The following is a 12,845-nucleotide window of genomic DNA, read 5'->3' on the forward strand; positions in this document are numbered from 1 at the left end:
CATGGGTACGTACGAGGGAGCCGGGGAGGCCCACGCGCTGACGTCGGCGATCCACGAGGTCCTGTCCCTCGTCGACGCACACGCGCGCGCGGGCCGCGTAGGCCGCGCGGAGCGCGGCGGGAACGGGGCCGGTGGAGTTGGCGGCCCCGCCCGCCGACAAGGCGCGCACGGCGACGCGCCGGCCGACGAGTCGGACAGCGCCGTGCCCGGCGACGGCACGGCAGGGCCCACCGCCGCGGGCGGCGCCACGGCAGGGCCCACCGCACGCGAAGGTGCGCCCGGTCGGGGTGGCGAGGGCGATCGTCGTGTGGGTGCCGGGCTCGCAGATGCCGACGCCCAGGGCAGCCGGGCCCGGCGTCGCCGTGACGTGCACGGGGGCGCGGCGATGGCCGCCGTCGCCCCCGCACCCGCCGCGCTCGACGCGCTCGTCGCGTGCTTCGGGCTCAGTCCGTTCGAGCGCGACGTCGTGCTGCTCACGGCCGCCGCCGAGCTCGAACCGACCACCGGCCCCCGGTGCGCCGCCGCCTGCGGTGATCCGGAGCGGGCGTATCCCACCTTCTCCCTCGCCCTCGCCGCCCTGCGCGACCCCCACTGGAGCGCGCTCACGCCCGTCTCCCCCCTGCGGCGCTGGCGCATCGTCGAACTCGACGACGAGACCCGGCTGACCACCTCCCGCCTCCGGATCGACGAGCGCATCCTGCACTTCCTGGCCGGCTCGCCGTATCTGGACGCCCGGCTGCACGGAATGCTGCGCCGGGCCGCCGTACCGGACTCGCTGCCCGCCTCCTACGACCTCGCGGCCGAGCGCGTCGCGGCCGGCTGGGCGGGTGCGCCGCTGCGCGTCGAACTGGTCGGCGGGGACATGCGCACCCGCGCGGACATCGCCGCCACGGCCGCCCGCCGCCGTGGGCTCGGCCTGTACGAGATGGCCGCGGAGGACATCCCCACCGGCGCCGCCGAGCGCGACAGGCTGGCCCGGTTGTGGCAGCGGGAGGCGGTCCTGCTGCCAGCCGCGCTGCTGCTCGAAGTGGGCGACCTGGACCACGAGCAGGCGTCGGCGGTCGACGCGTTCGTCGAGAGCGCGGCCGTACCGCTCGTCGTGTCGGGCCCCGAGCCGCGCCGGACGGCGCGTACGCGGGGCGAGCGCGTCGTCGTACCGCCGCTGGACGCCGACGAGCAACTCGGCGTCTGGACCGACGCCTTCGCCGGAATACCGGAGGTGTCGGAGGACGATCTGCGCGACCTGGTCGCCCAGTTCTCGCTGCCGCCGCACCTCGTGCGGTCCGCCGGCGCGGCCGTCGCGCGCGACCTGCCCGGCGAGGACGAGCTGGACGCCACGGGCCTCGCCTGGCGCGCCGGTCTCACCGAGGCCCGGATGGGGATGGACGAACTCGGGCGGCGGATCGAGCCCCAGGCGGACTGGGGCGATCTCGTCCTCGCAGACCGGCAGTTGAGGACCCTGCGCGAGATCGTGGCGCACGTACGGCAGCGCCCCACCGTCTACCAGGAGTGGGGCTTCGCCGACACCCTGCGCCGCGGACTCGGCGTCACGGCGCTGTTCGCCGGCGGCTCCGGCACCGGCAAGACGCTCGCCGCCGAGGTGATGGCGAAGGAACTCGGCCTGGACCTGTTCATCATCGATCTGTCGCAGGTGGTCAGCAAGTACATCGGCGAGACGGAGAAGAACCTCCGCCGGGTCTTCGACGCGGCCGAACGCGGCGGCGCGCTGCTGCTGTTCGACGAGGCCGATGCGCTCTTCGGCAAGCGCAGTGAGGTCAAGGACAGCCACGACCGCTACGCCAACCTCGAGGTGAGCTACCTGCTCATGCGGATGGAGGCGTACCGCGGTCTCGCGATCCTGACCACGAACATGAAGCAGGCGCTGGACACGGCGTTCATGCGCCGTATCCGCTTCGTCGTCGACTTCCCGTTCCCCGGCGAGAGCGAACGCGCGGAGATCTGGCGCCGTGTGCTGCCCGCACGTGCCCCGATGAAGGACGTCGACCCGCAGCTGCTGGCGCGGCTGACGGTCGCGGGCGGCTCCATCCGCAACATCGCGCTGTCGGGGGCGTTCCTCGCCGCCGAGGACGGCGACCGCTTGCAGATGCGGCACATGCTCGAGGCGGCGCGCACGGAGTACCTCAAGCTGGACCGCTCCCTGACACCCTCGGAGGTCCACGGATGGGTCTGAACGAGGCACCGCGCGAGACGGCGGTGCGGGTGGACATCGGTGAGCTGGTGCTCGACGGCTTCGGCCGGGGCGTGGACCCGGAGCGGGTGTCGGCGGCCTTCCAGGCCGAACTGGCCCGGCTGGTGCGGGAACGGGGCGTTCCGATCGCCGCGGACGGGGGCCGTGCGCTCGACGGCCTGGCGGGCCTGCCGCCGCTGCCCGCGACCGCCTCGGCACGCCGGCTGGGCCAGGAGCTGGCGCGCGCCGTGCACACGGGCCTGGCGGGCAGGGGCGAGGTGACACGATGAGCACCGCCCACTCCCAGGAGTCGAGGCCGGACCAGTCCGCCAAGCGCCGCAAGCGCAAGGACCGGTCCGTCTCGCGCGCGCCCGAGCCGAAGAACATCGTCAGCGGTGCGGGCCAGCCGCTCGACATGAGCGTGCGGCGCGAGTTGGAGGAGCAGCTCGGGCACGACTTCGGCCGCGTACGGCTGCACACCGACCGGGACGCGGGCGCGCTGACCCAGATGCTGGGCGCGGACGCGGTCGCCGTCGGCCAGGACATCTTCTTCCGTGAGGGCGCCTACCGGCCCGGTACGGCCGACGGCCGGCGGCTGCTCGCGCACGAGCTGCTGCACACGGTGCAGAACCCGCACGGTCTCGGCGCGCTGCGCGCGGGCCGTGACCTGGGCGCGGTGAGCCTGCCGCAGCAGGCGACGGAACGCGAGGCGGAGTCGGCGGCGCAGGAATTTGTACGGGAGGGAGAGCCGGCAACCGCCGTCGAGGAGGGCCGGGCGACGCCGGGCTGGCTGCGGTACGCAACGGTGGACGCGGACCGGAACCGGCTGGAGCAGATCGATCCGGCGACGCTCGTGGACCGCCTGGCGAACTCGGTCGTGCGCTCGCTGCGCGGCGACCCGGAGGACCGCTCCAAGCGCACCCGTATGCAACTCGCGCGGCTGCCCGAGGAGTTGCAGGACGCCGTCCTGGACCGGCTGGAGACGCGGCTGCTGAGCTCCGAGCACGAGCGGGTGCTCGACCTCGTCGACGAGATCGAGATCGACGAGGAGACGGACGAGCAGCTGGAGCAGAGCTCGCTCGACGCGCCGGCCGTCGAGTCCGATCTCTTCGAGGAGGTGTCGTTCGAGCGCGAGAGGGAACGGCAGTCGGCCGACGAACGGCAGGAGGAGACGGACCGGCCACAGGTCGCACCGGGCCCGGAGAAGGAGCAGACCGGCACGGGCGGTGCCGCGGGCAGTACGCCGCAGAACGGCGGGACGCGGGAGGACGGGACGACGCCGCAGGGCGGCGAAGCCCCACGCGGTGGCACGGCTCCACGCGGTGGCGAACAGGCGCAGGAGCCGGACGGTTCCGGTGGCGGCGGGGCCGACGGCGGGGGTGCCGCTCAGGCTCCCGAGGCGCGGCAGCCGGCGTCCACTCCTGGCGGAACGGCCTCTGACAGCGGGAAGTCCGAGGGCGGGCAGGCACAGGGCGGTGAGAAGAAGTCCGCGGGCACCGAGGAGAGGGAGGCTCCGGAGCAGCAGGAGGCCCCGGCCGCGAGCGAGGAGGAGTCCGCGGCAAGGAACCGTCCGGGCGCGGTCGACGCGCTCGTGGCGGGCCGTCAGGTGAAGCCCGAGGACAGGTTCGGGCAGGAGAGGCCGGCTGGTTCGCCGGCGGTGTCGGGCAAGGGCACCCAGGACCCGGGCCCGTTCAGCAGGCTCGACGGCGTACGCAACCAGGATCTCGACCCGGAGGAGAAGGCCGAGGAGGACCCGTTCGGTTCCGGCAGCGAGTCGGACGTCGAGGTCGGGGGCGGCGAGAAGAGCGCCTGGGACATCAAGCTCCAGCCCGAGGACTTCCTTCCGGAGCAGGACCTCGACGTGTCCGGGGTGCCGACCGCGGACACGCTGGACCCGTCGTCGTCCGCCGCTCCGGCGGTCCCCTCGTTCCCCGCTCCCCCGGTGACCAAGGCCGACAAGGTGCAGGCCGAGCGGGACGCGGAGGACGCCGAGGACGCGGCGGCCGAGCAGGACGCGGAGGCGGAGCCCGACGACGCGCAGGCCGGTGCGGAGCCGGAGCCCGAGCTGGAGGAAAGCGCCCCCGCCACGTCCAGTGCTCTCGCCCTGGAACAGGCCGCCTCGACGCCGCCCGCCCCGGGCTCGATGTCGAAGGACCCGAAGAGCGGAGCCGATCCGAAGGCCGGGCCCGTCGCCGCACAGACGGCGGTGCAGGAGGCACCCGGAAAGTCCGAGGACGGCAGCGACAGCAAGGAGGCGGCCGCCAAGGAGGAGAAGGGCACCCCTGCCGCCGACAAGGCGGGGGCCGGGCAGGAGAAGTCCTCGCCGCAGGCGGCGGGCGGTACGGCCGCGGGGCCGGGGTCCGCGGCCAAGCAGGAGCAGAGGACGGCGGACTCCGCTCCCGCGGGCCGAAGCGAGCCCGCGGCGGACGCGCAGGGTTCCTCGCCCGCACGGGACTCCCATGTGTCCGGCGGGTCCAACGCGGACAGGCCCGGCGTCGCGACGAGCGATGCCGCCGCGGGGACGCAGAGCGGGTCGTCGGACGGTGGTCGGCCGACGCCTGCGGAGCCCCCGGCGCCCGAGGCGCCGGCACCCGCCGCTCCTGAGCCGGTCAAGGCCCCCAAGGCCCCGGCCGCCGCGCCGGCCCCGAAGTCCGGGGCCGCGACGCCGAGGCGGGAGTCCGCGCCGAAGCAGGCGCCTGCCCCCAAGACGCCGCGCGGTGGCGGAGGTGGCGGCGGAGGCGGAGGCGGCAAGGCGTCCGTACCGGCGAAGGGCAAGAAGGACTCCGCGCCGGCCCCCAATCTCTCGGGGGTGGCCCCGGAGGCGGGCCTGGCGACGGCTGCACAGCTCAAGCCGCACATCGCACTCCAGGCCATGGGCGGCGTGAGCGGGTCCGTCGACCGCACGGTCGGCGACGAGCACAAGGCGCTGGCTGCGGCGCCGCCCTCGATGCAGCGTCCGGCGGGCGCTCCGCAGACGCTGGAGGGCAAGCCGAAGGCCGACGCGCCGGCTCAGTACTCCCAGGACCCGGCGCAGAGGTCCGAGGCCCCGAAGGACGAGAAGGCCGAGGTCACGGGCGCCAAGGAGCCCGAGGGGCAGATCCAGGCGGAGAAGGCCGAGGAGCCGGGCGGCTGGGACACCTTCAAGATGGCCCTCGGCTTCGGCATCGGCAAGGTGCTGAGCTGGGTCGGCTTCGAGGTCGACGCGCAGGAGCTGGCGGCCAAGTTCGCCGGGCTGCCGACCAAGGACGAGGCGCTCAAGCAGGCCCAGGCGGGCAACGCACCGGGCGTCGAGATGCAGGGCGCGGCCGAGCAGACGGCCGGCGAGCAGGGCTCCGCCGTGGACGCCAAGGGCCAGGAGGCCGTCACCACGGCCCGGGACGACTCCGCTCGTGCCATGGGTGAGGACCAAGTCCACCCCAATGCTCCGAAGGAGCAGATGCAGGCCAAGGTCCCCGGCGGCCAGGGCGGCAAGGGCGGCGGCGCACCGGCGGGCGGGGCGCCGACCGGAGTCGTGCCGCCGGAGGCGGCGTCCGAGGTGGCCGAGCACGAGCGCGGGCCGCAGTTCCAGGCCGCGTTCAGCGACGGGCAGAAGGGCATGTCCGAGGGGCGGCAGACCAAGGACAGGGACTTCCGCGACTCGCAGCAGAAGCACAAGCAGAAGGTCGACGCCGAGATCGCGTCCAACACCGAGAGCCAGGCGGGCGAGCGCGAGAAGGCGATGAGCGACGTCACCGCCCAGCGCGCCGACTGGCGTACGGAGCAGGACGCGGAGCTGAAGAAGCTCGGTACGAAGAAGACCGAGCGGCACGAGAAGGTCCGCAAGGACGTCAAGGACAAGGAAGAGAAGACCGACGAGGACGTCACCAAGGAGAAGGAGGACGGCGACAAGAAGATCAAGGACGAGAACACCAAGGCCGAGAGGGACGCGGAGAAGCAGCGCGACGACAGCGTCCAGGAGTCGGGCAACTGGGTCACCAAGGCCTTCGACTGGATCAAGCAGAAGGTCATCGAGATCAAGAACGCGATCGTCCGGGTCATCCGGGCGGCGCGTGACGCGGTGATCGGCTTCATCAGGAACTTCAAGGAGACGGTCGAGCGCTGGATCAACGAGGCGCGCAAGTTCATCGTCGACACGATCAAGAACCTGATCAACGACCTGATCGAGTTCGCGAAGGCGATGGTGCGGGCCGTCATCGAGCTGGCGAACCGCATCCGGAAGTTCATCACCGATCTGATCGCGGCCGCGATCGCTTTGGTCAACAAGCTCGCAAACATGCTGAAGCAGATCATCAGCGATCTGCTGGACGCCATCGGCAAGCTGCTGAGCAGCATCCTGGACATCCTGAAGAAGATGTTGCAGGACGTGATCAAGGCCGTGGTGGACGCGATCAAGACGGTCCTGGACTTCGCCGCCAAACTCCTGAGCGCGCTCGGCGACTTCATGCTCATCGCCGTCGACTTCCTCTCCGACCCGGGCGGCTGGCTGAGCGGCGCCAAGAACTCCGCGGTGGACGGCGCGAAGAACCACCTGTTCCGGGAGGTCCAGGCAGCCGTCAAGTCGTGGTTCCAGTCGAAGATCGAGGAGATCATCGGCGTCCCCAAGGCCATCCTGGACAAACTGATCAAGGGTGGCATCACCCTGGAACAGATCGTCAAGGAGACGTGGGACGCGATCGTCCCCCAACTCCCGTTCATCATCGGCGAGATCGTGATCACCAAGGTCATCGCCAAGCTGATCCCCGGTGCGGGCTGGGCGATGGCCGTCATCGACGCCATTCGCGTCGCCATCGGAGCGCTCGGTGAGATCCTGCGTGCGATCGGCGCGGTCATCACCTGGCTGAAGGCCGTCCGCCAGGGCGGCGCGGGCGTCCTCTTCGCGAAGGCGGTGGCGGCGGGCATCGTGGCGCTGCTCGAACTCGCCTATGAAGCGCTGCTGAGCGGTATCGGCAAGTACGTGACGAAGGTGGGGCAGCGCCTGAAGGGCGTGGCGGCGAACCTCGGCAAGGACAAGGGGCCGAGCAAGACCCCGGCCGCGACGCCGGCGGTGCCCGGTGACAAGGGCGGCCCGGGCAAGGACCAGCCGGCGCCCGCCGCGCCGGCCCGCCCGACGACGCCGTCTCCGCGGCCGACGACGCCCCGCCGGGAGCCCGGCCCCGCGAAGAACCCGCCTGCTCCCGGTAAGCCGGGGCCGGGTACGCAGAAGACCCCGACGGACGGCAAGAAGCCGACGGGCCCGGGCAAGCCGAAGGACGCGGACGGCACGAAGCCGGACACCCGCCCGACCCCGCCCGCCAAGCCGAAGCCGACGCCGGCTCCCCCGCCGAAGCCGAAGCCCGACACGGCCCCGACGCCCAAGCCGAAAGAGGACGCTCCGACCGGCCCGAAGAACGACCAGGACACCACGCCCCAGCCGAAGCCCACGGACAAGACTCCGACGCCTCCGAAGGCCACGGATCCGATTCGGCCGAAGGACACGGACCCGTCGAAGCCGAAGGACACGGACCCGACAAAGCCCAAGGACACGGCCCCGACGAAGCCGAAGACCGACAAGGAGGGGCCGGGCAAGCCGAAGGACGACAAAGAAGGTCCGGGCCGGCCCAAAAACGACAAGGACGCGCCCGGCAAGCCGAAGACGGACAAGGACGGCGACGGCAAGACCAAGCCCAGGACGGGCACAGCCACTCCTGCCCGTCCCAGGTCAAGGCCGGACAGGAGTGGCCCAGGCAGGCCCAAGTCCACGTCGGACAAGGACCGGACAAAGAAGGACGAGAACTCGAAGGAGTCGAAGGAAGACCGACTGGACAAGATCATCGCCCGTATCCGGCCGCGCATCAAGTCGAAAACCAAGCATGGAATGCCCGACAGTTCATTCCAGGCGATGCTCACTGAAATGCGCCTCTGGTACCGCTTGTCCAAGCTCGAAGGAACCGGCCCCCCCGACATAACGATCCGCGCAACTCTGAATCCCGGCCCCAAAGACGTCGAGACTGTCCATCAGCAACGAGACGCAAAGTCAGGCGATCGGGTCGACTACGACGAGCCCCAGAAGGAAAAGAAATACAAGAACGAATTCAAGGCAACAAGAACGGCACCCAAATCCTTCGTCGGAGATTACAGCAATTTCCCGAATTGGAAATGGGTGAGCTACACCCCACTACAGGCCAACGTCTGGCATCCAGCCAACATCCACTTCAACCGTCCGACAAGCGTACCCCGCCCCAAAGGGAAGTATCACGTAGAGCCAGGCCGGGACAACGAAGGAGCCGTGAAAGAACGCAAAGAGGAATGGCGGAGCTACATAAGAGAAGAGAAAGACAAAGAAAAGCGGGAGATCAAGAAGAACGGTAAGCCAACCGACCGGACCGTCCCAAGAAACAACAGGCACGATGAAAACTGGGCGAAGGCAGTTATTGAGAAGAGGTATTGGGGAATGGATTGGCGAGACCTCTATCTCAATGGCAAGGGCGGCACGCCCCGAAGTGCGGTCGGCTGGCAGGAGCATCACATCAATCCTACCAATTGGGGAGGCGGCAACGACGTACAGAACATGATCTACATCATCCAGGAAGATCATCACCCCATCACCACATGGTTCGAGACGACCAAAGAGCAGATCCTTGCCCAACTGGACAAGGAAGAAGAGAGCCGGAAATCGTGAGTAGCACTGAGGAACTCCTCCGTCTGGCACAACCAGGCGGAAAGAACGCCGCGGTCGCCATCCGGCGCTTGCTCGGCCTGGGGGCCACTGTCCTTGACAAGGTCGTCACAGCATTCGCAGTCGACCCTTATAACAGTCCAGGACTGGCCGAGGTGATCCGTCGGAACCGAAGCCCGGAAGCAGTCTCCGTCCACCTAGGAAATCTGGAATCCGACTCCCTCCCGCTCGCCAGATATTCCATGGAAGCAGTAGGCGCATCAGGAAATCAGGCGGCAATCCAGCACCTCGTCGAGATCCTCACAGACGAGGACAGGTTCGAGACTCGGCGAGCATTGGCGGCCTCGGCACTGGGAGCTCATGCCGATAGCGACGTGCTGGCTGCACTCAGAGAGACGGTCGACCGCCAAGCTGCGCGGGTGGCTGAAGAGGAAGAGCCGCAGTCCCTCTTGATCAAGGCAGTGGTAGCACTGGCCAAACACGGCGATCATTCACGTGCACCCCTCTTGCTCGAAATTGCGTCAAATCCTGACTCCGAAGCACAGGAGGAAGCTGTTCAGGCTCTGGAGGTGGCAGTCACTGACGGCATGATCGAGACGCTTGCCACAGTCTCGCGCGACCCATCTCCTATTTTTGCCGTACTGGCCGCGAAACCACTCTTCCTCCTGGGTGACCTGAAAAGCTACGAGACCCTTCAGGCCATGGCGCAATCCGATGAACACGACGTGAGTCAGACCGCCATGTCGTACCTGTGGAGACTTCTAGGAACAGAGCCCAGAGATGTGGACCAACTGAATGTGGCGCGGCGCGAGTGGGCTCCCGTTGCGTCAGCCATGAGCAGGGGAATCTGCTATCGAGCCGGTCGTCCTGTCGACATCACCCAGTTGGTCGAGACGCTGAGGCACAGTGACGACACGTGGCTCATCGGACAGCTCACCGATGAGTTGCAGAACAGGACAGGAATTGACGTGCAGGGCGCGATTCTTTGGGAGCAGCAGCAGGAGTTGGCGCACTTGGTGAACGAAAGGCGATTCGCACTGGGTGCTCTTTACCGATGGGGGCATCTCCAGGAAATCCCGTGCGGTTGAGCGCCCCATGTAAAACACATCGATCCCACCAATGCATGCGCAGTCAGCAGCGCCTTCGCAACGGAAGACAGGAGAGAAACCTGTGACCCGCTACCCCGACATTCCCAAGCCCATCCGCTCTGGCATCGTCGTCGTCGACCCCGAGCGCGGCACGCCTCAGCGCATCATCGTGCTTCAGTTCAACCCCGACACCCTCGAGCGCAGTCTCTCGCCACAGGCCGCCGGAGGGACCGGTGATGCCGGCGGGGGCGGGAGTGGGAACGGGGACCGGAACGAGGCGTTGCGGCTCAAGGGGCCCGCGCAGGAGACCTGGAAGTTCACCGCCGAGATCGACGCCACCGACCAGTTCGAGGTCGCCGCTCCCGACGGGATCCATCCCGAGCTCGCGACCCTCGAGATGCTCGTGCATCCGACGACCGCGCAGTTGCGGGAGGCCTCCCGGCTGACGAAGAAGGGGACCATCGAGATCAGTCCCATCGAGATGCCGCTCACTCTCTTCACCTGGGGCAGCAAGCGCGTCATGCCCGTGCGGCTCACCGAACTGTCCGTCAACGAGTCCGCGTTCGACGTGAACCTCAATCCGATCCGGGCCTCGCTGAGCATCGGCATGAAGGTGCTCAGCGTCAGCGATCTGCCGGCCGGGCACCGCGGGGCCGATCTGTACATGGCGCATCTGGCGCAGAAGGAGCGGCTCGCCCGGGCCGCGCGCAGCGGCGGGGGGCTCGCCGCGCTGGGGATCGGCGGGCGCGGCGGCGTCATGGGGAGGAGCTGAAGGACATGGCAGACATCGAGCCGTACGAGAATGCCCTGGACGCGATTCCCGGCGCCCACCCCTACCCACGGTCGAGCCGGTACCACGACGCGGAGATCGGAGTGCACCGCGCGGCGGACGGCACCGAAGTGCGGTACGCCAAACGCCGGTTGCTGCCCCCCCTCGACTCGACGGGCGACGAGACCGCGCCGCACACCGTCAGCAGCGGCGACCGTCCCGATCTGCTCGCCCAGCGGTACATCGGCGACCCCGGCCAGTGGTGGCAGATCGCGGACGCCAATCCCGTGCTGGACCCGGCCGAGCTGACCGCCGAGGCGGGCCGGGAGATACGGGTCCCGCACGCCGGCGGGTTCCCGGTGCCGGGAGACCGGTATGTCTGAGCAGCCCGTCGGGCGGGGGCCCGTTCACATCACCCTCGAGACGGGGCCGCGCCTGACCCGGCCCGCGCCGCCGGAGGTCATGGAGGCGTTGCTGTCGGCGCAGATCACGGCGACCGCCGGCGAACGCAGCGGCTTCCAGCTGGCGTTCGACCTCACCAAGCGGGGCGCGCTGTCGCGGCGACTGCTGCCCGAGGGGTTCTTCGATCCGAAGACCAGGGTGATCCTCTCGGTCAGCGTGAAGGGGACCGCGCAGGTGCTGCTGGACGGCCTCGTCGTGCGACAGGAGGTCGGCGCCAGCAACGAGCCGGGGCATTCGACGCTCACCGTCACCGGTGAGGACCTGACGATCCTGATGGATCTCGAGGAGCGCACCGACCGCTATCCGAATCTGCGTCCGTCCCAGCGGGTGGGCCGCATCCTCGCCAAGTACGCGGACTACGGCATCGAGCCGCGCGTGTTCCAGGAGAAGATCGAGCAGCCGCCGCGCGAGCAGCTGCGGGTCGAGTACCAGACGGGGACGGACCTCGCCTACGTCAACGAGCTGGCGCGCGCCAACGGCTTCGTCTTCTACCTGGAGCCGGGCCCCCGGCCCGGTGTCTCCACGGCGGTGTGGGGTCCGGAGAAGCGGATCGGCGACCGTCAGCACGCGCTGAACGTCAACATGGACGTCAACTCGACTGTGGACCAGCTGACGTTCGCGTACGACGGGACCGCGCGGGAGGAGCCGCAGGCCCGCGTGCAGAACCCGGCGACCCGCGACTCGGTGCTGCTGCCGCAGCCGGACATCGGGCCGCTGCGCCCGCCGCTCGGGCGGCGGGCGACGCCGGCGCTCAAGCGCCGGACGCTGTCGGGCACGGCGAAGAAGGAGTCCGAGCAGGCGCAGGCGGAGCTGCTGGCGCGGGCCGCGCTGTCCGCCGACGCGATCTCCGGTTCGGGGTCGCTCGACGTCAACCGGCACGGGTACATCCTGCGGCCGCGCGAGCTGGTCGGGGTGCGCGGCGCCGGGGTGACGTACGACGGCGACTACTACGTCAAGTCGGTCACCCACAACATCAGGCCCGGCTCGTACCAGCAGAACTTCACGCTGTCGCGTGAGGGACTGATCGCCCGGAGCAGCACGGTCCGGCCGTAGCAGCGGCCACAGGACCACAAGCACGGGACCGGCCGCAGGAAGGATCAGGGAAACAGCGCATGGCAGCAGGAGGGAACAACCGGTTCCTCGGCAAGTTCCGGGGGCGGGTGGTGAGCAACGACGACCCGCTGAAGATCGGCCGCATCACGGTGAACGTGCCGGACGTGCTGGGAGGCGAGACCTCCACGTGGGCGTTGCCCTGTCTGCCGTTCACGGGCCGCGGGTCGGGTCAGTACGTCGTGCCCGCCGAAGGAGCGGGTGTGTGGGTGGAGTTCGAGCAGGGGGACCCGAGCTACCCGATCTGGACGGGGTGCTGGTACGGGGAGAGGGGTGAACTTCCGCCGGACGCGCTCACGGGCGGCCCGGCGCACCAGAACGTGGTGATCCAGACCTCCGACCAGCACAAGTTCGTGATGGGTGACGTGCCGGGGGGCAACGGGATCCGGCTCCAGGCCGCGACCGGGGCGTACATCCAGGTCGACGAGAAGGGCGTGACCATCGCCAACGGCCAGGGCGCGTCGGTCGTCCTGAACGGCGCCGAGGTCAACATCAACGACGGCCGGCTGATCGTGCCGGGCAAGCAGTGACCGCGGCAGTGACCACGCGCGGCAGTGACGACACAACGGGGAG

At 69.6% G+C, this 12,845-nt stretch carries 8 protein-coding genes; all 8 read left to right on the top strand.

Going from position 1 to position 12,845, the window contains the following annotated elements:
- Window position 1 precedes the first annotated feature (1 nt).
- On the top strand, window positions 2-2,191 hold the full coding sequence (locus ACLB9X_RS04720) for an ATP-binding protein (RefSeq protein WP_410358930.1): 2,190 nt from the start codon (window positions 2-4) through the stop codon (window positions 2,189-2,191).
- On the top strand, window positions 2,182-2,478 hold the full coding sequence (locus tag ACLB9X_RS04725) for a hypothetical protein (protein WP_410358931.1): 297 nt from the start codon (window positions 2,182-2,184) through the stop codon (window positions 2,476-2,478). The genes ACLB9X_RS04720 and ACLB9X_RS04725 overlap by 10 nt, the downstream gene beginning before the upstream one ends.
- The gene (locus ACLB9X_RS04730) at window positions 2,475-8,846 is read left to right on the top strand and encodes a DUF4157 domain-containing protein (RefSeq protein ID WP_410358932.1); all 6,372 of its coding nucleotides are present in this window, start codon (window positions 2,475-2,477) and stop codon (window positions 8,844-8,846) included. The genes ACLB9X_RS04725 and ACLB9X_RS04730 overlap by 4 nt, the downstream gene beginning before the upstream one ends.
- On the top strand, window positions 8,843-9,931 hold the full coding sequence (locus ACLB9X_RS04735; RefSeq protein ID WP_410358933.1) for a HEAT repeat domain-containing protein: 1,089 nt from the start codon (window positions 8,843-8,845) through the stop codon (window positions 9,929-9,931). The genes ACLB9X_RS04730 and ACLB9X_RS04735 overlap by 4 nt, the downstream gene beginning before the upstream one ends.
- An 82-nt stretch (window positions 9,932-10,013) precedes the next feature.
- Window positions 10,014-10,703, top strand: coding sequence for a hypothetical protein (locus tag ACLB9X_RS04740; protein ID WP_410358934.1), 690 nt, complete (start codon window positions 10,014-10,016; stop codon window positions 10,701-10,703).
- A 5-nt stretch (window positions 10,704-10,708) separates the two neighbouring features.
- Window positions 10,709-11,083: a hypothetical protein gene (locus ACLB9X_RS04745; RefSeq protein ID WP_410358935.1), complete on the top strand. Its 375-nt coding sequence runs from the start codon at window positions 10,709-10,711 to the stop codon at window positions 11,081-11,083.
- Entirely contained in the window at window positions 11,076-12,215 is a 1,140-nt protein-coding gene (locus tag ACLB9X_RS04750; RefSeq protein WP_410358936.1) for a hypothetical protein, read from the top strand. The genes ACLB9X_RS04745 and ACLB9X_RS04750 overlap by 8 nt, the downstream gene beginning before the upstream one ends.
- Window positions 12,216-12,274: 59 nt before the next feature.
- A complete protein-coding gene (locus tag ACLB9X_RS04755) occupies window positions 12,275-12,802 on the top strand; it encodes a phage baseplate assembly protein V (RefSeq protein ID WP_410358937.1) in 528 nt (175 codons plus the stop codon).
- Window positions 12,803-12,845 lie beyond the last annotated feature (43 nt).

Source organism: Streptomyces sp. 5K101 (assembly GCF_046506645.1).
In the GTDB taxonomy this organism is placed as follows: Bacteria; Actinomycetota; Actinomycetes; order Streptomycetales; family Streptomycetaceae; genus Streptomyces.

Excerpts from the sequence above, each read along its gene's own strand:
- ACLB9X_RS04720 (WP_410358930.1), top strand. The coding sequence starts at position 2 with ATGGGTACGTACGAGGGAGCCGGGGAGGCCCACGCGCTGACGTCGGCG.
- ACLB9X_RS04725 (WP_410358931.1), top strand. The coding sequence starts at position 2,182 with ATGGGTCTGAACGAGGCACCGCGCGAGACGGCGGTGCGGGTGGACATC.
- ACLB9X_RS04730 (WP_410358932.1), top strand. The coding sequence starts at position 2,475 with ATGAGCACCGCCCACTCCCAGGAGTCGAGGCCGGACCAGTCCGCCAAG.
- ACLB9X_RS04745 (WP_410358935.1), top strand. The coding sequence starts at position 10,709 with ATGGCAGACATCGAGCCGTACGAGAATGCCCTGGACGCGATTCCCGGC.
- ACLB9X_RS04750 (WP_410358936.1), top strand. The coding sequence starts at position 11,076 with ATGTCTGAGCAGCCCGTCGGGCGGGGGCCCGTTCACATCACCCTCGAG.
- ACLB9X_RS04755 (WP_410358937.1), top strand. The coding sequence starts at position 12,275 with ATGGCAGCAGGAGGGAACAACCGGTTCCTCGGCAAGTTCCGGGGGCGG.